Genomic DNA, 25,789 nt, shown 5'->3' with positions numbered 1-25,789 from the left:
CTTCTCTTGGTGATACGACAATAATCGAGTATATTTGTCGCAAATATTGCGACGTTGTTTATTGCTTAATGACGCATCAGATATGTTCTAGATATGTATATACACGAAAGAGACAATTGGACTACATTCCGTTGGAATGCGACTGAACTAACGGCACTTCTTGAAGAAGTGAACCGTAAACAGGGTTTGTTGTATGGCAGGCTTGCTTCGCTTGGCTTTGATAGCAAATTGAAAGCGATGGCGGAGAATCTGACATATGATGTAGTTTATTCGTCAGAAATAGAAGGAATACGATTGAATGTAGATGAAGTACGTTCATCCATTGCTCGAAAATTGGGTATAGAAAATGTCAAACAGACAGCACCATCGCACTACATAGATTCTGTTGTGGCAGTCATGCTTGATGCAGTAAATCATTATGATCAGTTATTGACGAAAGAGAAAATTTGTGCATGGCAAACAGCATTCTTCCCGACAGGTTTCAGCGAGGGTTCGCAAATTGAAGTTGGACAATATCGTACAAACGAGGAACATATAGTTTCCGGGATGTTCGGTCGTGAGAAAATACATTATATTGCTCCCTCACCGGAACGCGTGGACGAAGAAATGGCACATTTTCTTGATTGGTTCAACAGTCAGGAAAATATAAATTCAGTTATACGGTCAGCCATTGCACATTTCTGGTTTGTCAGTATTCATCCATTTGAAGATGGTAACGGACGCTTAGCACGCATACTTTCTGATATGTTGTTGGCTCGTGCTGATAAGAGTGAGTTCAGATTTTACAATATCTCCTCGCAAATAAATAAAGATAAAAACCACTATTACGATATTTTAGAAAAGGCTCAACACAGCGATGGTGACATTACAGAATGGATATGCTGGTATGCCAGTACGTTGTCGGTTGCACTTGACGAAGCGGAAAATATCGTCAGTACCATCTTGAACAAAAGTTTCTTTTGGCAAAAGGCTTCTTCTGTACCGCTTAGCCAAAGACAGACCGATATGTTGAACCTGTTCCTTGATGGCTATGAAGCAAAGATAACTTCCAAAACTTGGGCATCATTGGCTAAATGTTCCAAAGACACAGCCATACGGGATATTCAAGATCTTGTAGATAAAGAGATTCTTCGAGAAGATATTCCCGGAGCCAAACGACCGAGCTATTCCATTATATATGACCCAGAAAACATCACTGTCTTTTTTTCTGAAATCAGCATTGAGCAACAAAATGGAAATCAATACATCAAAGCCCTCTATAAAGGCAAGTTACAAGTGTGCGAAAGAATTTTGCCACTTGATGCAGAGCGATTTGAAAAAGGCGACCTTCCATTAGAGAACCTGCTTGTCAAGTATTGCTCATATCTGAGGATAAGCTAAAAAAATTGCATATTAATAGTCCTTAATCACGGGAATTATGGTTGAACTGCAAAAACAAGGAGTAGACAGAGGTGCTTGGAAGAAAATGACTCTTGGTGATGTTCTTTCTGAAAGGAATGAGCGCAACACTAACTTATATCAAGTTTTTTCTGTTTCTGTTAGTCAAGGTATTGTAAATCAACTTGATTACCTTGGGCGTTCATTTGCTGCTAAAGACACATCAAAATATAATGTGGTGCATTATGGTGATTTGGTTTACACCAAAAGTCCCACAGGCTCATTCCCTTATGGCATAGTAAAGCAAAGTCTTAATCTTGAGAATGTTGCTGTTTCACCATTGTACGGTGTTTATAAACCCAAAAGTCTTGCTGTTGGAGTATATCTTCATGAATATTTTATGAGTGAAATAAATACACATAACTATTTGCATCCGCTGATTCAGAAAGGAGCAAAGAACACAATCAACATTACAAATCAACGGTTCTTAGAAAATAGTGTCCTTTTGCCTATAAATACAAATGAGTCACTGCTGATTTCAAAGATGTTACGTTCTTTGAACGACAAGTTGAAATACCAGCAAGACATATTACAAAAATATCAGAAACAGAAGAAGTATCTGCTTCGCCAAATGTTCATATAAACATCTGGCGAAGCAAATATTGCTTCTGCAAACTTAGGCTTGTTAGAATGTTCTTTTCTATTGATAGTTTGCTTTCTATTGCAGACAATAACCGAGCATATTGGAGTTGTTCTGTATATGATGGGCAAAATACCTTGGCTTTACCATAGTCCTTGAAGTAGATGTGAGGTATAGCCATACCAGTCTTATAAGGCTCAAAATTAAACACTTTTAGCAGATAGTAAAGGTATTGGAGTGAATAGCCTTCTTTTGCTTGTAAAGTATTTAAAGTCCCTGTTGCAGAGCATTTGCCTGTAACATAAGAAACTGTTCCTACACCAGAACCATCTTTGATAATATAAACGGCTTCACCCTCTGTATTATAATTATCGAGGTAACCAACGATGCCATTTGCACCATACACAGGATATGTACTTTGCTCACAAACATCACTTTCTTGCAGGGTTGAAGATTTACATTCCAAGCATTCTGATAAGTGAACATTGGGCTTGTTGCTGCGAACTATCTTCTGTGCAATTCCCGTGATTAGGGACTGCAACTTGTCAATAATTTTGTTTTGGGTGGCGATGCGTTTATCTATCAACGATAATAACTCAGCAATCTTTTGTTGCTCAACATCAGATGGAACAGATACTTGAATTTTACGAACTTCATTTGCAGAAATCTCTAAAAAGGTTGAGCCGCAAGACTTCCTTATTAAATCTTTCTTTTTTGTTTGTATTAGATAGTAGAGAAAATCTATATTGCATTTTTTAGATACAAGAGATTGAAAACCTTGGTTTGTAGCACATTCTCTGAGAGATAATGAACATTCTCCAATTGTGGCACGAGAACTTAAAAGTATCGTATTGGGAGGCAAAAGCTTTGCACTGGAATTGTTTAGTCCGTCTTCTGTTATGGTACGCAAACTTGCATCAACGAATTTATTTTTACCTATTTCAGAAGGCGTAAACCATTGTATTTCTCCATCCCAATATGATTTTACTGTTGTGTCGGGTGTACCACCGCCTATAACATCTGCTAAATCGTTTATTGATTTTGTCTCCCACTCCCCACAAAACTCCGGAAATCTCAAATTTGGAACATTACATTTATTTTTATTGCTATTATTTGCCATAATCATTTCTTTTTTGTAGAAAATAACATTAAGGATTTGTGAGTGTCAAAATTAAATCAAACCGAGCTCTTTTAAATAAACATCAATTTGTTTATCTAATTCTGCTCGTTTGGCTTCTAACTCTTTAATTTCTGTCATAACAGCATGAATATCTATTTCTTCTTCCTCTTCAAAAGTATCTACATAACGGGGAATATTTAAATTATAATCATTCTCTTTTATTTCCTGTAAAGTTGCACAATGACTATATTTCTCTATCTCTTTTCTTTCGCGATATGTATCGATTATTTTTTTGATATGGTCAGGGCGTAATTTATTCTGTGTTTTTACTTTTTCAAACTCTTTACTGGCATCTATAAAAAGGATGTTATCATCTTCTTTTCGACATTTTTTTATTACTAGGATACAAGTAGGAATACTAGTACCATAGAAAATATTAGCAGGTAATCCAATAATAGCATCAATATAGTTTTTCTTTTCAATTAGAAATTGACGGATTTTTCCTTCGGAAGCTCCACGGAATAATACTCCATGCGGTGCTACGCAAGCCATTGTTCCACCATCATTAAGGTGATAAATCATGTGGAGGATAAAGGCGTAATCTGCTTTAGATTTTGGAGCTAGTACTCCGGCTTTACTAAAACGGTCGTCGTTGTTAAATTTATCTGCCGCGGTCCAATCTGCGGAAAAAGGTGGATTGGCAACTACAGCATCAAATTGTCTGTCTCCAAAAGCATCTGCTTCTAATGTGTCCCCATTTTGGATGTCAAAGTCATTATATTTAACACCATGGAGAAGCATGTTCATTCTGCATAGATTGAATGTTGTAGGATTCTTTTCTTGTCCGAAGATAGAATCGGCTTTACCACTTTTAGCGGTACGAAGAAGTAGAGAACCACTACCACAGGTCGGATCGAATACATCTTTTAATCGCACTTTACCAGTTATTACAATCTCAGCTAAGATTTGACTGACCTCTTGCGGGGTATAGAACTCTCCTGCTTTCTTTCCTGCTCCGGCAGCGAATTGACTTATCATGTATTCATAAGCATCTCCTAAAATATCTATATCTCCGGCTTCTTGCAATCCAAAGTCAATACCATTTAAGGCGATCAATACATCGCTAATTAACTTGTTCTTGTCGTCAGCAGTTTTGCCTAATTTAGGTGAAGCTAAATCTAGATCAGAAAATAAACCGCCAAAATCATCTTCACTATCTTGTCCAATAGTAGAATCTTCTATTTTCTTGAGGGAACGTTCTAAGGACGGTAAGATATTCTCTTTCTTACTGATTAACTCTATAATGGTGGAGTAAAGATACTCTGGTTCTATAAAATAACCAAGATTCTGAATACATTCTTCTTTTACATCCTGTTTTAATTCTTCGTCTTTGCCATTCCATACTTCTTTGAAAGTTATATGATCTTCTTCCAATATTTCATTGGCGTAAAGTTCTATTTTTTCGGATAGATATTTGTAGAAAATAAAGCCTAATGTGAAATACATAAAATCACTGGCAGACATGTTTCCTCTTAATGTATTGGCTACAGTCCATAATTGACTGCGCAATTTTTGTTGTAGTTCTTCGCTCATATGTTTAATATAATTTTATTCCCAGTTAAACAATTCTATTATTGAATGTAGTTTGCCCATTACCCTTTTTAGGAGTGTTCGACGCTCTTTTAATCCTATTTTTTTCTTTTTGACGGCTTCCTGAAGTATTTCAGTTTTTTCTTTTTGTAAGAAATCGTATTCATTCAAAAATTTGATGAGAGCTTCTTTGTCAATATCTTCTTCCGCCGCCAAGTCTTGAATAGCATTATTGCGTTGTTGGCTGACATAGTTCGCAAGTCTGCTTTCCAGATCAATTGAACCATCTGCTTTGGATTTGCTAAATCCATCTTTATCATTATCTATATTCTGACGGATAAATCCATCTATAAGTTTTGCTTTATTACGCATGACAGCATCTTTTATCATAGTATCTAATATCTGCTGGCGTCTTTCTTGATAATCATTACTTGAAGGATCCAAGTCATTGATAAGCGTTAGAATATAAGCTACATTTATTACATCGCTGTGAAGCAGCTCTAAGCAGAAGTCAATATCGTCTAGAGTTCTTTTATCTTCTCCATAGGGAGGCACATCTGTGTCTCCTGTATTTTTCTTATCATCGGGATTGGGATTGATTACACCAGTGGTAATATCCAAATATTTGCTTCGAAAATCCATGAATTCTTGTTCTGATAGAATGAGTTCTTTATCATCAGGCTCAAAATCTTCATAGATTTGCATCTCTGCTCGTTTTTTTATAATTTCACGGAAAGCTAATACAAAATCTCTTTTTTCATATTCGCTTTGTAACCTGTCGATACTTTGTACATCTGGATATTTTTCTTTAAACTTCAAAGATAGCTCATTGAACTTTTCTTTTACTACAGGAAAAGGTTCACGTAGAATAGTATCTGCTGGATTATTATTGCTAAATAATCTTATTGCAGCGTCTACGTTACTTTTTAAATCACGGAAGCATACGATTTTCCCGAAACGTTTCTTTTCATTCAATATGCGGTTAGTCCGGCTAAAGGCTTGTAGTAATCCATGATATTCCAGGTTTTTGTCAACGTATAGGGTGTTCAATTTTTTAGCATCAAAACCAGTGAGAAACATGCCCACGACAAGAAGTAAATCCAAAGGTTCCATATCTTTCTTTTTTTTCTTCATGCGTAGGTTTATATCATCATAATAGGCGCTAAAATTATCAGTTGTAAAAGATGTACCGAACGTATTGTTGTAGTCATTCATAATAGCTTGTAGTTCATCTGCTGTGACTTTTTCGTTGGCATAACCTTGGTTCATTCCTGTTTGTCCGTCATCTTGACTACTGTTAGCGGCGTAAGTAAACACTGCTCCAATCTTTATTTTAGGATTGAGTTCTTTGAATATTTTGTAATATTGCAATAGCATAGGAACAGACTGGATTGCGAACAGTGCGTTGAATTCTCCATTTACTGTTGATTTATTGAAATTCGTAAGAATGAATTTAGCAATTTCTTTCATGCGGGCTTCATTCATATAATCGATGCCAGTTTCATCCTTTCCTTTATAGTATTCAACTAGAAACCCGAGTACGTTTTCATCAGCAATAGCATCTTTGATGAGATAGCGATGAAGGCAGTCACTAAATATTTCTTTTGTAGTATGATCTTGTTTGGCGTTTTCTACAAATATAGGAGTACCTGTGAATCCGAAAATTTGAAGATTACTGAAAAACTTAACAATATTTTTATGGCAGTCACCAAAATGGCTACGATGACATTCGTCGAAAATCATCACTACTTTTTGGTGGCGTACTTCTTGAAGATGTTTGTTATAATAGTCTTTTGTAATGGCACAATTTAATTTCTGAATAGTAGTAATTATTATTTTAGAATTTCCACTTAACCGTTTGATAAGTTCATAGGTGTTGTCTGTTCCATCAACAGCACCCGGTTCAAATGCTTCGTATTCTGATTGGGTCTGTGTGTCCAAGTCATGTCGATCGACAACAAACATGACTTTATCAATGCCATCAAGTTCTGAAACTAATTGGGCAGCCTTGAATGATGTTAATGTTTTCCCTGCACCTGTAGTATGCCATATGTAGCCATTTTTATTAGAATTTTGTACTCGTTCTAATATACGCTCTACTGCATAAAATTGATAAGGACGAAGTACCATCAGGCATTTGTCGCCCTCATGTAATACAATGTATTTGCTTATCATTTTCCCTAGATTGCATTGATCGAAAAAGAAATAAGCAAATTTACTTAAATCATTGAACGGTATATTTTCGGCATCTGTCCAATTGAAAGTAAACTTATAACCACCATTAGGATTATTGGCAAAATAACGTGTGTTTACGCCATTGGAAATGATAAATAATTGTACATAATCAAATAGTCCATGAAATGAAGTTTTATGATAACGTTGAATTTGGTTATATGCTTCTTTTAATTCAACTCCTCGTTTCTTTAGTTCTATCTGTACTAGTGGTAATCCATTAATTAAGATAGTTACATCATAACGACATTTTTTTCTCCCTTCTATCGTTATTTGATTGGATACTTGGAATTCATTTTGACACCACTTGCTCTTATTTAAGAATTCGACCCAAATACGTTCCCCGTCTTCTGTCTCGAGAGGATATAGGTCACGGAGTTTTTTGGCTTTCTCAAAGCGTGTTCCGCCTTCTAGATAAATACAAATCTTATCAAACTCTTTATCTGTAAAATGTTCTCTTTTATGTAGGGCGAGTTCTTTTTTATTGTGCTTTTCAAGTTGCTTTTTAAAATTAGCATACAGATTTTCTTCTTCCTTAATAGAAATGTATTCATAATTCATTTCCTGTAAGGTTTTTATTAATCCGTTTTCTAATACTTGTTCACTTTGAGTAACCATATATTGTCGCATTTTTAGTCCATAATCTAATAGATTAAGGATAAAAGGGTTCAAAGTTACAATTTTTTTAGTACAGAAAAAGAAAAAAGGTTTTAATATCTTGCTTTTCTACTAATTTGTGTCGTAAAACATTTATTTGTAATATTGAATTGCTAATTCAATATTTTAATGATTCATTATTGTAAATGTAATACTTCACTTAACTTATCTACAACAACTTTCTTCTCGTTACTACCAATAGTAGACAATCTCACCAACGGAATACCATACAACTCCAATATATGATCCTTCTTAACATCACGTTCCGCCTGCCTTGTCCCAGATTTATGATACATATAACCATCCGTCTCAATAGCCAATATCGGTTGTTTGCTCACACGATTATAAATCAGGAAGTCGATATGGGTATTAATATTTGCAGCATATTTGCTCTCTTCAGCATTTAGCAGAGAATAGTCTTGAATCAACATATAAAGAGGTAAATGGCAAATGATATTCAAATGGCACATATGGATGTTCTCTTGTAGAATGTCTTCTATCAAGGCAAAGGTAAGATTCTCGGAATCATATTCGGATATTTTCTTATGTTTCTTTAAATAGGCGATTCGGGCATCCGTATATTGTTCGTATAGATAATCGAATATGGAATGAATCTTACTGGCGATGACTGTACCGTTATTGTATTCGATGTAGGCAATCAGGTCGCTGATATTACAATCTTTGGGCTGTTCGTTTCCTGATACGACCAGATAGAACTGCTGTTTGGCTCGGGAAACAGCGACATTCAGCAGATTCGGATCATCGGAAAAGGCGGTGATGGTGTCATCGACTGTAGTCATAATGATAGCATCCTTCTCCCTTCCCTGAAACTTATGGACTGTTGCTACATCAATACTTTCTTCAAGTACGGATTTAACGGCATTTACTTGCTTGTTATATGGGGCAATGACACCTATCTCATCCGTATCATAGGATAGGGCAGGTAACACTTCTTCTTTGATAACATCTATTTCCCGTTGATTCAGATGGCTGCGGGAATGGTTGCCTTTGGCGGTTCTTATGGCACGGATTACGTCCTTTTCTCCTTTATCACATGTCATGATAACAAGGTTTCCGCCATAAAATTTCTGATTGCAGAAGTTGATGATTTTAGGGTGGCACCGATAATGCTCCCGTAATAAAGTCTGCGGTACATTCGGAATCACTTTGCAGACAGATTGCAGGAAACTCATACGGGCACAATCATATTCAGCCTTAATCAGACATGCGTTAGCGATAAAGTCCAACTTTTCCTTATCTTCTTCCGTGACTACATTGGGGAGCTGCATGGTGTCGCCGACAATGATTGCGTTTTTAGCGCATGACAATGCCAAAGCTCCTGTTTCTACCGAAACCTGTGAAGCTTCATCCATAATCAGATAATCATATACGGTATCCCGATGCAGGCTACTTACTGATGAAAATGTAGTGCTTAGTATAATCGGATACTCTTTCTGTACTTCCCGCCAATTATCTTTCAGGTCTTCTAAAGTAAAGACCGGTTTGTCATGATTATTGCCATAAGTACGGAATAACTTGTTTTTTAGATACTTCATCGATGCATCAGCCATTTGCTTAGCCATTTCCGATGCATCTTTGTTGGCTAGTTCCTTTTCTAATGTATCTATCTCAACTTCCAGTTCTGAGTGTTTTGTCTGGTAGAATAAGATTTGGAAGTCAGCGATAATCGAGCTCATCTCCCGCTTATAGAAATTCTTGTCGGGGATTTTGCAAATCGTTTTGCTCTTGAATCTGAAGAACAGCCATTTCAACCGTTGTATAAAAGCTGTTATTCCCCGGAGATTTGATGTCTGCTCTTTTTCCGCAAATTGCTGACATTCGTTCCATAAGTTCAGAAGAGCGGCAGAATTGGAGTTTCTACGTAGTTTTGTTGTAGATTCCTTAGTGCCGAATTCTTGTAGATAATGCTGCCATTCTATTTTCAGGGCTTGTATTTCCTGTCTTGCCATGGCAAGGCGTTCCTGTTTGGAAAATATGCTTTTGAGTTCTTCCGTTTGATGATGTATCTTATCGAGAAATAGGGGCTGTTCGGTTTCTGCATCATGCCACGATTCGAAATTCTCCGGATATTGTTTCTCTTCTTCCTGAGTCTCTATGAATTTCTCTTTGTTGGCTGTGCTGCCGAGCAATGCAACGATAAATCCCATATCGTATTTGGATAACTTCTCAAGCACATTTACAATGGCGGAGTTATTATTAGATACAACCTGAACTGTTTTGCCACGCACCAGAATATTGGCGATAATATTCAGGATAGTTTGTGTCTTTCCAGTTCCCGGCGGACCTTGTACAACGCTTATTTGGTTCTCAAAAGCTGTCTGGACTGCCTTTTGTTGGCTGGCATTACAACCGAAAGGGAAAATCAGAGTCGGTGTGCTTTGAGTCTGCAATTTATACTTTTGAGGATTCAAATATACGGCAATAGCCCTGTTATCCGCTATGAAATTAATCTTTTCATATTGTTTGGCCAGTAGTTTCGTTCCGTCATCAGCTTTCAGTTCATTCACCTCTGCTACTTTTTTCAAATATCCGAATATGTCTTTCGAAGAAGTTTCTGCCAGGCATGATCTTGTGATTTGTAAATCTTTTCCTTTATAATCATACTCTTTCCCATTTTGGAAACGAATATGCCAGTAACTTTCCGAATCGCTCTTAAAAATGGATAGTGTCTCGATGTTTGATAAGATTCTTCTTTGAGTGGCTATTTGATAATTGGCAGGATCCGGTTTGTCAGGATGAGTCAACCAGATAACATTTTCTTCTTTGTATGAATAGACGCTGGAAGAATTTCGGAATATGATGCTATAATTGCCATTATTATTCTGGCAACTCTCTATTTCGGCAGTCTTGATTTGACCTTTTATGATAATGAGATTTTCGGAAGTGTCTATCATAGGCTTATGAACGGGAGGATTAACTTGTGCTGATGTTCTTATTATTTATCGGTTATTTCGCAGATAAAAATAAGAGTAATTTCTTGAATACCCAAAATAGAAATGGAAAAAATGCAAAACTACTTTATCAGGCTGTTTATTGCTGCCGGGTAGGGTGAGATTTCGTTTCATATAGCCGAACATGATATAAGGTCTATGTTTTACTGATGAAATCATTATCTTTGCAAGGGAATAGAACTGTTAATTAATAAAGAAGATATTATGCTTACATACACATACGTTGAACACGGGAAATTTGAATTACAGGAGAAGCCGAAACCGGGAATAATAGATTCACGGGATGCAATCGTGCGAGTGACTCTTGGCAGTATTTGTACTAGTGACCTTCATATCAAACATGGCAGTGTGCCGCGTGCTGTACCTGGAACGACAGTCGGGCATGAGATGGTGGGTGTCGTAGAAGAGATAGGGGGTGATGTGACCTCAGTCAAGCCCGGAGATAGGGTAACTGTGAATGTCGAAACTTTCTGTGGAGAGTGTTTCTTTTGTAAGCGGGGATATGTCAACAACTGTACCGATCCAAATGGCGGTTGGGCTTTGGGATGCCGCATTGACGGTGGTCAGGCAGAATATGTCAGGGTTCCTTATGCTGACCAGGGACTGAGCCGTATTCCTGATACAGTCAGTGACGAACAGGCTTTGTTTGTGGGAGATGTGCTTGCGACAGGTTTTTGGGCAACCCGTATCTCGGAGATTGCCAAGGATGATACTGTGCTTATTATTGGCGCCGGTCCTACCGGAATCTGTACTTTATTGTGTGTGATGTTGAAGAAACCGCGGCGTATCATAATCTGCGAAAAGTCACCTGAAAGAATCCGGTTTGTGCGTGAACATTATCCTGATATATTGGTCGTGGAACCTGAAAACTGCAAGGATTTTGTGATTCAAAACAGTGAACATGGTGGTGCTGATGTTGTATTAGAGGTGGCTGGTAGCGAAGATACTTTCCGCTTGGCGTGGGAATGTGCCCGTCCCAATGCCATTGTGACTATAGTAGCTCTCTATGGCGCGCCTCAGCTACTTCCTTTGCCTGATATGTATGGTAAGAACTTGATTTTCAAAACTGGCGGAGTGGACGGCTGTGATTGTGCCGAGATTCTTAATCTGATTGAGGAGGGCAGAATAGATACTACTTCTCTTATTACACATAGATTTCCGTTGAACGAGATTGAGGAAGCCTACCGTATATTTGAAAATAAGTTGGACGGAGTCATTAAGGTAGCCATTTACTAATGAACCGTTATGATGAATGAAGCGATTGTATGTCTAATTGAAAGTTATAAGCAATAATATGCCTGTTATCGAAATATCATCCTTATCTCATCCCGGAGTTGAAGTGTTCAGTACTCTGACTGAAACTCAGCTACGTAACCGCACCGAACCCGACAAGGGTATTTTTATTGTGGAAAGTCCGAAGGTTATTAAAAGAGCTTTGGATTCCGGTTATGAACCTTTGGCTATTTTGTGTGAGCGTAAACATATTATCGGTGACGCTGCCGAAATCATCGAGCGTTGCGCTAACGTACCTGTTTATACAGGCAGCAGAGAATTGCTTGCTACACTGACCGGCTATGTCCTGACACGGGGCGTTCTCTGTGCCATGCGTCGTCCTGCGCCACGTAATATGGAAGAGGTATGCCGGGATGCCCGGCGCATTGTGGTTATTGACAATGTGGTTGACGCAACCAACATCGGTGCTATTTTCCGTTCGGCAGCCGCTCTTGGCATTGATGCCGTATTACTGACGTACACCTCTTGTGACCCGTTAAACCGCCGTGCAGTCAGGGTATCTATGGGCTCGGTATTCTTTTTGCCCTGGACTTGGATGGACGGTTCTCTCAGTGACTTGGGGAAATTGGGCTTTCGCACGGCTGCTATGGCGCTTACGGATAACTCTATTTCCATTGATAATCCTGTCTTAGCGGATGAATCAAAATTGGCTATTATAATGGGCAACGAAGGGGACGGACTTTCGCACGATACGATTGCTGAGGCTGATTACGTAGTCCGTATCCCTATGGCACATGGTGTTGATTCGCTTAATGTGGCTGCAGCGGCGGCTGTTGCTTTCTGGCAACTTCGTGTTCCACAATCCATCAAGTAGCTATTCTCCGCTGATAGTTGCCACGACTCGTCGATTGCCACCATGATCCCGGAATTCACAGAGGTAGATGCCTTGCCAAGTTCCGAGATTCAGCTTTCCATTTGTGATGGGGATTGTAATCGATGTGCCTATAATTGAACTTTTTGCATGAGCTGGCATGTCGTCATCTCCCTCTAGAGTATGTTGATAATATGGTTCACGTTCTTTCACCAAATGGTTGAAAATGCTTTCCATATCGACGCGAACATCAGGGTCGGCATTTTCATTAATGCTCAATCCGGCAGAAGTATGTTTGATAAATAAATGCAGTAATCCGACTTTGGGTAATGGTGGCAGATTACGTAATATCTCTCCGGTTATAAGATGAAAGCCACGTCTGCGTGACTGTAATTCAAATTCTACTTGTTTCCACATATTATTTTATTATAATTCTATATTTCAGGAGTTGTATTTGTAGTCATATATTGATAAGTAAAAGTACGATTGATGTCAGAACTCTACTTGTTGATGCAGCATATTATGCTGAATGACTATCAATATTTTGTGACTTAAAAGATGGAAGCCTCGAAAATTTACTTGTTTTTCTCCGAAAATCGAAGATTTAACACTTTTCTTCGTTGCTTGTCTCAAAACAGAAGGAGACAGGGGAAAATCGCTCTCTTTTGCCCCGCAACCTCCGTTCCGCAAAGATAAGGCATATTGGTGATTATTTCGCCGATTCGGGTTGCAAAATCAGAGATGGATTCATGGATTTTTCGGGTTGGATTTTGTGGCTTGATAAGGAGTGGGGTTTGCTTTACTTTTGGGTTTGGATTTCTGATTCTTTTGCAGACAAAAGAGAAAGTATGTAGTTTTGGTTCGGCTCAGTCTTGGCGAAACCATCTCTTTTTCTCCCTCTGTTAGCTTTACTTTAATGCACGTATTATGGATACGGGGATAAAGTAAAGGTATGATGTGCTTTTATTTGAGTGATAAACTGTATTCACGTCGTATTCGCTCTAACTCATTTTTTAGATCATTTATTGATAAAACTGTTAGATAAATGTTGTCTAAATCTGTTATTTCATGTATTTGTTCGAGTGAATATAATGGCCTTAAAAACTTTTTCACTTTCATTCGTTCTTTTCTTGCTGAATTAGTCGATTCTTTGCACTTGGTTTCTCTTAATAGTTGAGACGTTAAATCTTCGTCAGACCTATTGCCAAAATTGACAATAGCAATTATTTTAATATAACCTTTTGTGTCTTGAATACTTTTACTTGCTTTTATATGTCGAGATGACTCTAATCGTAATTTTCTAGCATCTTCAAGAATTGCATTGATTTGTGCAGCACCAAATTTATTGTTGTGGATTAGAGAATTGCATTTGATTTCTACTAATATTTTTACAGGAAAGTCAATTCTTATGTCGAATCCATTTGTGTTTGGCTTTTGTTTATCAATATCATTAAATATCTGTTCTCTATCTTCATTTTTAAATGATAATATATCTGATAACTTTGTTGCAATAGAACGAGTCGATATTAATGTCATTATGTTATTAATATCGGACAGTATTGATTTTAGTTCTATTAATTTATCTAATGTAAGATTGCTTTCAATAACTTCGGTATTAATAGACCTGATAAATTTTGTGTACTTATCTAGTAAACTAATGGTTCTATTATATGCTTCTACTGTTTCCATAATTTTATTTCTTTGGAGGACAAAAATATGAATAAAAGTTCATATATGAAATTTTGTCAGGCTTGTTAGTAGGGTTTCGTATTCTTTTGCAGTCAAAAGAGAAAGTCGCCAGATTTAGTTTAGTGCTGGCCTTGGCGAAGCCTTTTCTTTCCTTTCCTCCGTAAGGTTTACTTTAATGCATGTATATATGAATACGGAGATAAAGTAAAGTTGCACATTTTTCCAAAGCAAAATCACCTTGTTTTCCGCACTTTTCCCGAAAAAAGTTGTCGGAATCAGCTGAAATTTTCCCCGGATTCGTTTGGAAAAGTGTTGCATGATGGGTGTGATTCGTTAGAAAAAGTGTAATGAATCTGATTTATTCGCTTGAAAAAGTGTAGAACCTTTATATTGTGCTTGTTTTAGCCTTAATATTTGCAGCTCAAAATCCCTATAAATTATACCCATGTTGATATAATATCGAATATTTGTGACAACTTTGTACCCGAAAAGGTATAAAGGGATTCTAGGTTATCAAAGCGAAGAAGCATTCCTTGCGGACTGGCTCGCATTCAATCCAACGGAAACGCAGTGGTTTCATGTTGTCTCTTATAGATACGAAGAGTTCCGGTCGATTTGCGTTACAGACCGAAAACATACGCATTTCGTGATTACGAATCGCTCCTCTTGTGGCGACGGAGAATCAGATAACGCATGGTATTGTGATTCCCTTGCCCGACTCTTCGACTATTTGCAAAGGCTGGTTGATGTTATTGTTGCAAATCCCGATGGGTTCAACGACTATGTGGCGCACAATCTGCCGTACCAGCAACGGACTGGGCGGATTGCACGAAAGGAACTCAATCGGATAGCACCGAAGTTCAAAATTGAGGTGGAAGATCGGGAGACTGCTGTAAAGGCTTTGGAGGATTCAGTGAAGGAACATTCCAGACCTCATCTGAAGACTATGACCATCCGGCAATATTGTATGTATTACCGCATCGCTAACGAGGTGTATGAAGCATACTACCGGAAACGAGGTGTTGTAAATCATATCTACAAAGAACAGCCGAATGTTCCGGAAAAGCTGCAAGATATAGCCTACTACACGCGAGTAAAGTTCGTAGATGTAGATAGATTATACAACATTGACAGCCCAGAGGATTTTATACGGTTTGCAACAGACCATTATAGCGAGTTGGGACTTTCGCGCCTGAATGTCATTGCATCGAAGGTGTCGCAGCAGAGTTGGATGATAGTTGTCTCTAATAGCTATTCGACCAATGTTGGGCTGACCATTGAGGTTGCCATAGCTCTATATAAGGCAGGAGTGCCATTGCTGATTCGTGATGCCGAGAAACTCCTGAAGATTTTGTGTGAAGAAGATTATGTGCGGCTGATTCCCAATTCATACCATAACTATATGGGTTATCAGGAGGAAGGTACTGTTTATGAACTGCCGTGGGAATACGAATGCTCGGACGATGGTGAATCGGCTTTGACTTTGGAGCAATACAATGCAATTGTTTCTCTTGCGGAATGGCAGGATGAAGAGTTGGTGAATTCCATCGCTTGACGCTTGAATTGAAGACGCTGGCTCTTACCTTAATCATAATCATTGACAAAGGTAAAAGTCGGCTTCTTTAAAACTTTCAGCTTCATTGCCAATAATATTGGGTAGTAGAAATCAGTATTTGCATAGAACTTAAAGCATTGTTTAAATTCCATCTCTTTTAATTTTGTGTTTTTCGCATGTAATACATCATTAAATAGATAAAAAGTGATATATTTGCATATTATATGATAGTTTAAATATAGCAAAGTCATTTACGCAGTCGCTTTGCAACTTAAATAGATAAAATAATGGCAAAGAATACAATGGGGACTAAGTTACCCCGAAAATTGGAACAAAAGATGTCAGTAGTGGGAGAGCAGATAAAATTGGCTCGCTTGCGCAGGAATCTAAGTGTGGCTCAGGTGGCAGAACGTGCTACCTGTTCTCCGTTGACCGTATCCCGAATAGAGAAAGGTGTACCGACTGTGGCAATCGGAATATATTTGCGTGTGTTATATGCTTTACAGCTTGACGATGATATTCTGTGGTTGGCCAAAGAAGATAAATTGGGAAAAGCTTTGCAGGATTTGAATTTGAAGACAAGGAGACGAGCCTCAAAAAAGGAATAAATGATGAAGACACTATATGTATATGCCGATTTTGACTGGCTCAAGGAAGTAGAACTCATTGGTGAGCTGGGTTATGAATCACTTCGTGGTTCGGACAGCTATTGCTTTACGTTCAGCGATGAATGGTTGAAAAAGCATGCCGATTTGTTTTTGAGTGACGACCTGAATAATTATCCGGGGCAGCAATATACGCAACCGGAGAAAGATATATTTGGATGTTTCTCTGATGCTTTGCCGGATAGATGGGGACGAATGCTGTTGTTACGGCGTGAGCAGATTGCAGCAATGGAAGAGAAGCGATTGGTACGAAGGCTATCTTCTTTCGATTTTTTGACCGGTATCGATGACTTTTCCCGAATGGGTGCTTTCCGCTTTAAAGAGTCAAAAGACGGAAGTTTTATAAATGTAAGTGAGTCTTTGAAAATACCACCTCTGACGGATATTAGAGAGTTGATTGCAGCCAGTGCAGAAATTGAGAAAAGCGAAGAGGATAATCTTCTTCCTGACAGGAAATGGGTCGCCCAACTCGTTCAGCCGGGTTCTTCATTGGGTGGAGCAAGACCTAAAGCCAGTGTGGTAGACATGGACAAAACGCTTTATATAGCCAAGTTCTCTTCGCGTAATGATGATTATGATGCCGGACTTTGGGAGCATTTTAGCCATCTTCTTGCCGTGAAAGCTGGTATAAATTCCGCAAAAACAAAAGTGATGGCCACTGGAGAGAAATATCATACCTTGCTTTCACAACGCTTTGACAGAACTCGAGAGGGAAAACGGATTCATTTTGCTTCAGCCATGACCTTGTTGGGACTCAATGACGGTGACAGCGCAACTACAGGACACGGTTATCTAGATATAGTCGATTTCATAGTTCAGAACTGTACGAATGTAGAAGACAATCTGCAGGAACTCTATCGCCGTGTAACTTTCAATATCTGCATCGGCAATAGCGATGACCATTTCCGCAATCATGGTTTTCTTTTGACTGCAAAAGGTTGGACACTATCTCCTGCATACGATATGAATCCCACTCTGAATGAGTATCAAAGCCTGCTTGTTTCATCAACTTCCAATAAAGCGGAGTTGAGTATCTTGTTTGATGCTTGCGAAGATTATATGCTTGACCGCAGAGCAGCAGAAAAGATTATTTCAGAAGTGATTGAAGCAGTGAAAGGGTGGAGAGAACTAGCGGTACGGTTAGTGATTTCCAAGAGGGAGATGGATATGTTTGCCGGAGTCCTGGATGAACGGTGTAAGTGGGAATAACTATTCTTGTGTATCAAATTCCCAAGTGGCAAAAGGTATAAGTTTGATTTATATGTAATTGGACGATAAGAAGCGATTTTTTGGGGGATTGTGCTGCACGAACATAATGTCTGTGTAGCATAATTTTTTGAAAGGTGAAATTCATTGATAGAATAGATAAAACGGCACAGATGTTCTTATGCATAACATTATGCCAACAGTAGTTATTCCTTTAAATGATGTTTATATTGCTTATGTGCGTGGCTATATGGAAAATTAGATGCATTTTGTTTGCAGTTTAACGAGTATAATTTGAATACAGATGTCGAATAATCAACAAATAGTGATGAATAGGATTAAGGTTGTATTAGTTGAAAAACAGAAAACTAATAGAAACAAATGGGGAAGTTAATACAGTCTCAAGATGGTGTTCAAATAAATCGCAGCTGTCTATTGCCCAACTACGGAAGATAGCAAATTGTATTGTCAACACATGTAAACCACTGTCAACACACGGCAACTAATGCATTACTGTGACATTCGGGCTAACCGTGAATTTCCGTCGCGGTAGAAATATGTAGGAAAAATATGGATAAAAACCGTTACTTCCAAATGCGGATTGGAAAGTGCTAAAATGGAAAAGTCGCTGATATACAGTGACTTTGTACTGAATAGTTATAGTTAATTACGACTGTTTACAAGTCATCATTTTCCGATGCAAAAATGCTGAAAGATATTCTGAAGCACCATATCATTCGTAACCTCCCCCGCAATATCCGAAATAAAGAAAATGCACTCGCGTATATCTTGTGAAAGAAAATCACCTGAAATATGCATATCCAGTCCATTTTGCACTCTATGGATAGCATCCAAAGCCTTGCTTAAAGCTTCGTAATGTCTTACATTTGTTACGATTATATCATTCTGCGTAACCGTAGGTAGATGTGCCGCATCAATAAGCGTTTTTTGTAATTCACTAGTATTCTTTCTCTGTTTTGCTGAAATAAAAATATGCTCTGTAGATTCTTTGGGAAAATCCTTCAATAAAGCGGATAAATCTTCTTTTTGATTTTCTTCAATTAAATCAGCCTTGTTGAATACAACGATTAAATGTTTTCCTTCGCAACGTGGAACTATCTTTTCTGACAACAGTTCAATCTGCGATGCAACATTCACAGAATCCACCATCCAAAGAACGATTTCCGCTTGATCCAGCTTTTGGAATGTGCGTTCAATACCCAGGCTTTCAATCGTGTCGTTCGTTTCCCGGATGCCGGCAGTGTCAATGAATCGGAAAGTAATTCCACCGATATTAATCGTATCTTCAATCACATCACGAGTTGTTCCGTGAATATCGCTGACGATCGCTTTCTCTTCATTCAATAGAACATTCAACAAAGTAGATTTTCCTGCATTTGTCTCACCGATGATAGCTACGGGGACACCGTTTTTGATAGCGTTGCCCACACTGAACGAATGAACCAGACGGGAGATAACCAGTTCTATCTCATCAGCTAATTTTCGCAATGCCGAACGGTCGGCAAATTCAACATCCTCCTCGCTGAAATCCAGTTCCAGCTCAATCATAGAGGTGAAGTTCAATAACTTGTTGCGTAAGTCAGTCAGTTCCTTGCTGAAGCCACCACGCATTTGGCTCATTGCCAGTCGGTGAGTAGCAGCAGATGAAGACGCAATCAAGTCCGCCACTGCTTCTGCCTGACTTAAATCCATCTTGCCATTGAGGAATGCACGCTGCGTGTATTCTCCCGGTTGAGCCATGCGGCAACCATTCTTGATAAGCAGTTGCATCACTTGCTGGAGAATATAAGAAGAACCATGGCAAGTGATTTCCGTACTATCTTCTCCCGTATATGAATGAGGAGCACGGAAAAGGCTGACAAGTACTTCGTCGATAATCTCCTCTCCGTCGTAAATACGGCCGAAAGTCAAAGTATATGGTTTCTGCTCACAGAGCCGTTTCTCGGCTTTTGCCGGTTTGAAGATGAGGCTGGTGATGGAAATAGCTTCCGGTCCGGAAACACGGATGCTTCCGATAGCACCGCCCTGAGCGGTAGCAATAGCACAGATAGTATCTTGGTTCATTGTATTTCTTTTTGGATGGTGCAAAGATAGTTGTTTCTGAGTAAAAAATAGAATGAAAGGAAGGATAGAATCTTATATTGGTTGATTAAATGTCCAAAAGGAAAACAACATTCCGGCTGTTGTTGTGTTATTAAAGTGATAATAACACCCTAAAAAATGTTGGAATATGAAGAAAGTAAAGAAGGTTGTCCTTATAGGCGCGAGTGGTTTTGTAGGTTCGGCCATACTGAATGAGGCTTTGATCCGTGACTTCGAAGTGACCGCTGTGGTTCGTCATCCTGAAAAGATAAAGATAGAAAACGAGAATCTGAAAGTGGTGAAGGCAGATGTATCTTCGCTCGACGAAGTGGCGGAAGTTTGTAGAGGGGCGGATGCCGTAATCAGTGCGTTCAATCCAGGATGGAATAATCCTAACATATATGATGAGACTATAAAAGTTTATCTGACTATTATTGACGGAGTGAAGAAGGCAGGGGTTGATCGTTTCCTGATGGTTGGCGGTGCCGGTTCCTTATTCATTGCTCCGGGATTGCGGCTGATGGATTCCGGCGAAGTACCTGAAAACCTTTTGCCGGGAGTGAAAGCATTAGGAGAGTTTTATCTGGACTTTCTGAAGAAAGAAAAAGAGATAGACTGGGTATTTTTCTCTCCGGCAGCAGATATGAGGGCGGGCGTGCGTACCGGGCGTTATCGACTTGGCAAAGATGATATGATTGTGGATATAGTAGGAAACAGTCATATCTCCGTAGAAGATTATGCGGCTGCAATGATTGATGAACTGGAGAATCCGAAACATCATCGGGAAAGATTCACGATTGGGTATTAATGGAAAGAGTAAATTTCACTCCTGCAATCTTTGAAGTGCACTCCTAAAGTTTGGTGTCCAACTTTTGGGGTGCACTTCAGCATAACTACAACAGGAGTAATATTGTTGTAATCGGGGCATCTTGACATACCCTCTCTTGTTATTTTAGATTCTGTCAAGAACAGTCTTAATCAGCGTGTCGATTGTATTCTTGTATCCGGTATTGGCTTCTTTAATCAGTCGGTTGGCAATCACCATACAGACAGTCATCGCCTTATGTCCCATCAACTGGCTAAGTCCTGCCAAAGCCGAACTCTCCATCTCGAAGTTAGTAATCTTGAAACCTTTGTATTCGAATGCTTCAATCTTGTCATTCTGTTTCGGGTCTGCCAACGGCACACGAAGCTCACGTCCCTGAGGCCCGAAGAATCCACCGGCGGCAATTGTCACGCCGCGTACCATGTCATCTTTGGCAATCCGGTCGATCAGTTCCTCGCTGGCATCAATTACATAAGGAGCGGGAGCACACATATTTCCCGACCAACCCATATGATTGAGGAAAGCGCGTTCAAACGGCAAGTCACATACCGCGTTGCGTCCGGCATAAAAATTCAATAACCCGTCGAAGCCGATAGACTTCTGCGAGCAGACGAATGTACCCACCGGAGTATTAGGCTGCAAGCCGCCACACGTGCCGATGCGCACTAATTCCAACTGGCGGAATTGTTCCTTTTCTTCCCGTGTGTTAAAGTCGATGTTGGCGAGAGCGTCCAGTTCATTCATCACAATGTCGATATTATCGCATCCGATTCCCGTAGAAACCACGGTAATCCGTTTCCCTTTATACGTGCCCGTGATAGTTTTGAATTCGCGGCTTTCCACTTCGCATTCTTTGTTTTCGAAATGAGAAGCTACGAGTGCCACACGTCCGGGGTCGCCTACCAGAATAACTTTGTCCGCCAACCATTCAGGCTTTACGTGAAGATGGAATACCGAACCGTCTTCGTTGATAATCAATTCAGAGGATGGAAAGTACTTTTTCATGCTATTGAAAGGTTTTAGTTTTACAATATGATTGTATCTATAAAATAGAAACGCCGGAACCGGATTTAAGTTCAGAAGAGGTATCTTTCTTTTTCCGCAGAGGGCGGTAGGATACATCTTGGAACTGAAATGAAACCGGGTTCCGGTGTTTATAGTAATTTATTTGCTCAATGGCTGGTTGCCGGTATTGCCGGTTACCGGTTTGGCAATAGTTTCACGCATTGAAGTATCAGCTTCGATATTCTTCATCCGGTAGTAATCCATGATACCCAGATTGCCGCTGCGGAATGCCTCTGCCATTGCTCTGGGAACTTCCGCTTCCGCTTCGATAACTTTCGCGCGGGCTTCTTGCGCTTTCGCTTTCATTTCCTGTTCGGAAGCGACAGCCATTGCACGGCGTTCCTCAGCTTTCGCCTGAGCGATATTCTTGTCCGCATTAGCCTGGTCAATCTGCAACGCGGCACCGATATTCTTACCTATGTCGATGTCCGCGATGTCAATAGACAGAATTTCGAAAGCAGTTCCGGCGTCCAACCCTTTGCGAAGTACGAGTTTGGAGATAGAATCCGGATTCTCGAGTACTGACTTGTGGTTTTCGGAAGAACCGATGGACGAAACGATACCTTCGCCTACACGGGCAAGGATTGTATCTTCACCTGCTCCACCCACCAATTGCTTGATGCTGGCACGTACCGTCACACGCGCCTTGGCTATCAACTGAATACCGTCTTTCGCTACGGCCGTCACCGGCGGAGTGTCGATAACTTTCGGGTTCACGGACATTTGCACAGCTTCAAATACATCACGTCCGGCAAGGTCGATGGCTGTTGCCATCTGGAATGATAATTCGATATTTGCTTTTGAAGCGGACACTAAGGCATGAACTACCTTTTCCACATGCCCTCCCGCCAGGTAATGGGCTTCCAGTTCGTCACGTGTGATGTTTTTTAATCCGGCTTTATGAGCTTCAATCATTCCCGGCACGATGATATACGGCGGAACGTTACGGATACGCATTAGGAACAGTTGTATCAACGAGATGTTGACACCCGATACTTTGGCCGACAACCAGAGGAAGAACGGCACGTAATGGAAGAACAGTATTAAGAAAATAATACCTCCCGCTATCAAGAAGATAGGTAAATAAAGAGATTGGTCCATTGATAATTGTATTAAGTGAATATTATTCTTAGTGTTTCTCAACCATGATTGTGCCCTCGGTGATGCGGCTTACAATAATCGGCGTCTTTTCATTGAGGAATCCGTCTATTGACTTGACTTCCACAATCTTGCCGTTGATTTCTGCGTAACCGATTTGTGCGAGGCGGGTAGTGCTGATGCCTGTATCGCCTACTTTTACACTTTCTTCTGCGCTGCGGTCTACTTTCGAGTCGATGTCTTTTTTCAATGCCAGCTTATCCAGCATTTTCGACCGCATGAACCAGACTAGCGACCCTATGCATGCGGCAGCCGATATACCCAAGGTGACAAACCCTCCTGCCATTCCTATATTGGCAAACGCATAGTAGTTGGCATAAAGAATGCAGACCAATGCAGAAATTCCGGCCAGGCTGATGCCCGGGATGACAAACAGTTCTACCAGAAACAATATGACTGCGGCAATAATGAGAACGGTGATAATGAGTATATCCATAGTTCGGTGTTATTAATTTATTTAGTTTTTTCTGCGTTACGTACATTGATTTCAAGTGCGTCCAGTTCGTCCGACATTTGCAACACCCGTTTCTCAAGGTCGAGGATGGCGGGAGCCATTCTGTCCTTTCCCTGTTTGTTGCTTGTGGAATATTGCTGGCGCAGGCTCTTCAACTTTTCCTCCTGTTGCTGATAGTCTTTTTCCATTTGCCGGTAGCGTTGGAAAAGCTGTTTGGCTTTGGCGGATTTAAAGTCATTCATCAGATAATAAGTTGTGTTATCGTCAATGACAAATTCAAAGTCGACAACACGACGTTCTTTTGGTTTGTGGCTGATAGCGGTTTCCAAACGTTGCAGGGCTTCGGTGACTGTCTGTTTGTCTTTCCAAGTCTCTTTCAATGAATGGATTTGTGCCAGACGGATGATTTGTTTCTGATCCATCGCCTCGTAGTTATAAGTCTGTTTTGAATTATTCGGGATGAATACATAGATGCAGACTTTCCCTTCCAGTTGGAAGCGGTCGGAAGCAAACCAACCCAAATTATTATATTCGTCGATGACATACATATAATCATTGTATGGAGAATTGAACGGCATACCTACATTCTCCGGTACGAGATAGGTGTCGCTGTTCGTGTTGTAGCGGGTGACGAAAATGTCATATCCGCCCAACCCTTCACCGTCACTTGCATAATAAATAGTAATGCCGTCCGACATAACATACGGATAATTGGCATTACCGGAAGCGTTGATGCTGCCTGGAAGCGGACGCCCGTTGCTCCATTCGTTCAGCAGCTTATTCTTTGAGAATATGTCCAAATTACCTCTCTCTCCCTTCTCGCTGTAATAGATTTTATTTCCGATTTCGGTTTCGTAGACAGTCCCTTCATTCGTACCTTCTGTCTGGAAGAATTCGTTGAACGTGAACAGCTTGCCTGATTCTTCGCTGATTTTATAAGCATTCAGAAAAGTAGCTTTATCCACAACGAAACTGTCGATAATGCAAACATCTTCCACACCTTTCAGCATACGAAGGTCTGCTTTGCTCTTTTCCAACAACCCTTCGGCTTCTTCTGTCGGTCTTTTGCGCTTCTTCAAGTCGGCGATATATTCTTCAAAACATTCTACCGCTTCTTCAAAGCGATAAGTTTCATTATAAGCCTGCCCCAAGTAGAGCTGACCGCTGGCTACGCGTTTCTTCACTGCCATTTCGAGCGGTTTTACCGCTTCCTCGGCTTCTCCGGTTTTCAGGCAACATACGCCGTACCAATAATTATAATTTCCGTTGGAAGGTTGGGATTTTACATACTTTTTGAATACAGGCTTGGCCTTTTCGTAATCACCTTTTGTAAACAAGGTGCGTGCCTGTTCGAGTGTTTGCGCAGAAACCTCACCAAGGAAGAGACTGCAAAATAAAAATAGAATATATTTCCCTTTCATCGTTATTTATCGTTTAAGAGTGACGGATTGTTTGAAAGTACTGTTACTTCCGGGCATCTGTCAATTTTTCAATTGTTCAAAAGTACAAATTTATTAGAAATAAACCCTTTTTTAGAGATTCTATTATGTTAATTCTTCTTTAAATCATTCTTTTCGCTTACTTTTGCAGCCGATTTTTGAAGATATGGCACAATTTACGGAAGAAGAGAAAACCATTCGCCGCATTGATAAGCGGTTCAACAAAGGAGTGGTGCAATATAGACTGATAGAAGAAGGGGATAAAATTCTCATCGGACTGTCGGGCGGGAAAGATTCGTTGGCGCTTGTAGAACTGTTGGGCAAACGCGCACGTATCTACAAACCTCGTTTTTCTGTCGTTGCCGTCCATGTAGTGATGAAGAATATTCCTTATCAAAGTGATAATGAGTATCTGAAAGCACATTGCGAGGCGTACGGAGTGCCTTTTCTCCAATACGAAACCTCGTTCGACCCTTCTACAGATACGCGCAAGTCTCCTTGTTTCCTTTGTTCGTGGAATCGCCGGAAAGCCTTGTTTACGGTTGCCAAGGAACAGGGGTGCAATAAAATTGCTTTGGGGCATCATATGGATGATATTCTGGAAACCTTGCTGATGAATATCACTTATCAGGGGGCGTTCAGTACCATGCCGCCCCGGTTGGTGATGAAGAAGTTTGATATGACGATCATCCGTCCGATGTGCATGGTTCACGAATCGGATTTGATAGAATTGGCGGCTTTGCATGGCTATCGGAAGCAAGTGAAAAACTGTCCTTACGAATCGCAATCCAGCCGGAGCGATATGAAAGGTGTTTTGCGGCAACTGGAAGCGATGAACCCGGAAGCCCGATACAGCCTTTGGGGAAGCATGACGAATGTACAGGAAGAATTATTACCGGATAAAATAGATTGAATAGATAAATTTGAATAGATTGTT

General features: G+C 39.9%; 20 protein-coding genes and 1 pseudogene. 10 read left to right on the top strand and 11 right to left on the bottom strand.

The window, feature by feature from the left end:
- The first annotated feature begins 93 nt into the window (after positions 1-93).
- Both CLIN57ABFB40_RS10820 and CLIN57ABFB40_RS10815 read left to right on the top strand, forming a co-directional pair.
- A complete protein-coding gene (locus tag CLIN57ABFB40_RS10820; protein ID WP_175630057.1) occupies positions 94-1,380 on the top strand; it encodes a Fic family protein in 1,287 nt (428 codons plus the stop codon).
- 37 nt (positions 1,381-1,417) lie between these two features.
- Positions 1,418-2,020, top strand: coding sequence for a restriction endonuclease subunit S (locus CLIN57ABFB40_RS10815; protein WP_175630056.1), 603 nt, complete (start codon positions 1,418-1,420; stop codon positions 2,018-2,020).
- Here the strand turns inward: CLIN57ABFB40_RS10815 and CLIN57ABFB40_RS10810 are convergent.
- The 4 genes from CLIN57ABFB40_RS10810 to CLIN57ABFB40_RS10795 all read right to left on the bottom strand — a co-directional run bounded on the left by CLIN57ABFB40_RS10810 (position 2,013) and on the right by CLIN57ABFB40_RS10795 (position 10,531).
- Positions 2,013-3,137: a restriction endonuclease subunit S gene (locus CLIN57ABFB40_RS10810; protein ID WP_175630055.1), complete on the bottom strand. Its 1,125-nt coding sequence runs from the start codon at positions 3,135-3,137 to the stop codon at positions 2,013-2,015. The genes CLIN57ABFB40_RS10815 and CLIN57ABFB40_RS10810 overlap by 8 nt on opposite strands.
- Before the next feature lie 51 nt (positions 3,138-3,188).
- Positions 3,189-4,730 carry a type I restriction-modification system subunit M gene (locus tag CLIN57ABFB40_RS10805; RefSeq protein WP_175630054.1) on the bottom strand — a complete coding sequence of 514 codons (1,542 nt, stop codon included), beginning with the start codon at positions 4,728-4,730 and terminating at the stop codon, positions 3,189-3,191.
- A gap of 15 nt (positions 4,731-4,745) precedes the next feature.
- Positions 4,746-7,577, bottom strand: a complete 2,832-nt coding sequence (locus tag CLIN57ABFB40_RS10800; protein WP_175630053.1) for a type I restriction endonuclease subunit R — start codon at positions 7,575-7,577, stop codon at positions 4,746-4,748.
- A 176-nt stretch (positions 7,578-7,753) separates the two neighbouring features.
- Positions 7,754-10,531 (bottom strand): AAA domain-containing protein, encoded by a 2,778-nt coding sequence (locus CLIN57ABFB40_RS10795; protein WP_175630052.1) that lies wholly within the window; start codon positions 10,529-10,531, stop codon positions 7,754-7,756.
- Between the two features lie 261 nt (positions 10,532-10,792).
- Here CLIN57ABFB40_RS10795 and CLIN57ABFB40_RS10790 point away from each other — a divergent pair, with 261 nt between their 5' ends.
- Positions 10,793-11,824, top strand: coding sequence for an alcohol dehydrogenase (locus CLIN57ABFB40_RS10790; protein WP_175630051.1), 1,032 nt, complete (start codon positions 10,793-10,795; stop codon positions 11,822-11,824).
- A 58-nt stretch (positions 11,825-11,882) separates the two neighbouring features.
- Positions 11,883-12,695, top strand: coding sequence for a TrmH family RNA methyltransferase (locus tag CLIN57ABFB40_RS10785; protein WP_175630050.1), 813 nt, complete (start codon positions 11,883-11,885; stop codon positions 12,693-12,695).
- On the opposite strand, the gene CLIN57ABFB40_RS10780 is transcribed toward CLIN57ABFB40_RS10785, so the two are convergent.
- Together CLIN57ABFB40_RS10780 and CLIN57ABFB40_RS10775 are read right to left on the bottom strand one after the other, a co-directional pair.
- Complete coding sequence (locus CLIN57ABFB40_RS10780) at positions 12,696-13,109, bottom strand: secondary thiamine-phosphate synthase enzyme YjbQ (protein WP_175630049.1); 414 nt, start codon at positions 13,107-13,109, stop codon at positions 12,696-12,698. It lies immediately after the preceding gene.
- Positions 13,110-13,655: 546 nt separating this feature from the next.
- Positions 13,656-14,381 carry a hypothetical protein gene (locus CLIN57ABFB40_RS10775; protein WP_175630048.1) on the bottom strand — a complete coding sequence of 242 codons (726 nt, stop codon included), beginning with the start codon at positions 14,379-14,381 and terminating at the stop codon, positions 13,656-13,658.
- Positions 14,382-14,850: 469 nt separating this feature from the next.
- Here CLIN57ABFB40_RS10775 and CLIN57ABFB40_RS10770 point away from each other — a divergent pair, with 469 nt between their 5' ends.
- From CLIN57ABFB40_RS10770 to CLIN57ABFB40_RS20280, 4 genes and pseudogenes are all read left to right on the top strand, one after another.
- Positions 14,851-15,936: a hypothetical protein gene (locus CLIN57ABFB40_RS10770; protein WP_254871739.1), complete on the top strand. Its 1,086-nt coding sequence runs from the start codon at positions 14,851-14,853 to the stop codon at positions 15,934-15,936.
- A 287-nt stretch (positions 15,937-16,223) separates the two neighbouring features.
- Positions 16,224-16,544 carry a helix-turn-helix domain-containing protein gene (locus CLIN57ABFB40_RS10765; RefSeq protein WP_175630047.1) on the top strand — a complete coding sequence of 107 codons (321 nt, stop codon included), beginning with the start codon at positions 16,224-16,226 and terminating at the stop codon, positions 16,542-16,544.
- Positions 16,545-16,547: 3 nt separating this feature from the next.
- Entirely contained in the window at positions 16,548-17,810 is a 1,263-nt protein-coding gene (locus CLIN57ABFB40_RS10760) for a type II toxin-antitoxin system HipA family toxin (RefSeq protein WP_175630372.1), read from the top strand.
- 301 nt (positions 17,811-18,111) lie between these two features.
- Positions 18,112-18,313, top strand: a pseudogene (locus CLIN57ABFB40_RS20280) (transcriptional regulator).
- A gap of 181 nt (positions 18,314-18,494) precedes the next feature.
- Here the strand turns inward: CLIN57ABFB40_RS20280 and mnmE are convergent.
- Complete coding sequence (gene mnmE / locus CLIN57ABFB40_RS10755) at positions 18,495-19,892, bottom strand: tRNA uridine-5-carboxymethylaminomethyl(34) synthesis GTPase MnmE (RefSeq protein ID WP_175630046.1); 1,398 nt, start codon at positions 19,890-19,892, stop codon at positions 18,495-18,497.
- A gap of 166 nt (positions 19,893-20,058) precedes the next feature.
- On the opposite strand from mnmE, the gene CLIN57ABFB40_RS10750 reads away from it, so the two are divergent.
- Positions 20,059-20,718, top strand: a complete 660-nt coding sequence (locus CLIN57ABFB40_RS10750; protein WP_175630045.1) for an NAD(P)-dependent oxidoreductase — start codon at positions 20,059-20,061, stop codon at positions 20,716-20,718.
- A gap of 144 nt (positions 20,719-20,862) precedes the next feature.
- Here the strand turns inward: CLIN57ABFB40_RS10750 and CLIN57ABFB40_RS10745 are convergent, their stop codons facing one another.
- The 4 genes from CLIN57ABFB40_RS10745 to CLIN57ABFB40_RS10730 form a co-directional block, all read right to left on the bottom strand.
- Positions 20,863-21,741, bottom strand: a complete 879-nt coding sequence (locus tag CLIN57ABFB40_RS10745; RefSeq protein ID WP_175630044.1) for a nucleoside phosphorylase — start codon at positions 21,739-21,741, stop codon at positions 20,863-20,865.
- 159 nt (positions 21,742-21,900) lie between these two features.
- A complete protein-coding gene (floA, locus tag CLIN57ABFB40_RS10740; RefSeq protein WP_175630043.1) occupies positions 21,901-22,902 on the bottom strand; it encodes a flotillin-like protein FloA in 1,002 nt (333 codons plus the stop codon).
- Between the two features lie 28 nt (positions 22,903-22,930).
- A complete protein-coding gene (locus CLIN57ABFB40_RS10735; protein WP_175630042.1) occupies positions 22,931-23,395 on the bottom strand; it encodes an NfeD family protein in 465 nt (154 codons plus the stop codon).
- A gap of 17 nt (positions 23,396-23,412) precedes the next feature.
- Complete coding sequence (locus CLIN57ABFB40_RS10730) at positions 23,413-24,834, bottom strand: tetratricopeptide repeat protein (RefSeq protein WP_175630041.1); 1,422 nt, start codon at positions 24,832-24,834, stop codon at positions 23,413-23,415.
- A 184-nt stretch (positions 24,835-25,018) separates the two neighbouring features.
- Here CLIN57ABFB40_RS10730 and CLIN57ABFB40_RS10725 point away from each other — a divergent pair, with 184 nt between their 5' ends.
- Positions 25,019-25,765 carry an ATP-binding protein gene (locus CLIN57ABFB40_RS10725; protein ID WP_175630040.1) on the top strand — a complete coding sequence of 249 codons (747 nt, stop codon included), beginning with the start codon at positions 25,019-25,021 and terminating at the stop codon, positions 25,763-25,765.
- Positions 25,766-25,789 lie beyond the last annotated feature (24 nt).

The sequence above is a fragment of the Bacteroides acidifaciens genome (genome assembly GCF_903181435.1).
In the GTDB taxonomy this organism is placed as follows: Bacteria; Bacteroidota; Bacteroidia; order Bacteroidales; family Bacteroidaceae; genus Bacteroides.
The sequence above is the reverse complement of the archived record's forward strand: the minus strand, read 5'-3'. Positions and strand labels throughout refer to the sequence as shown.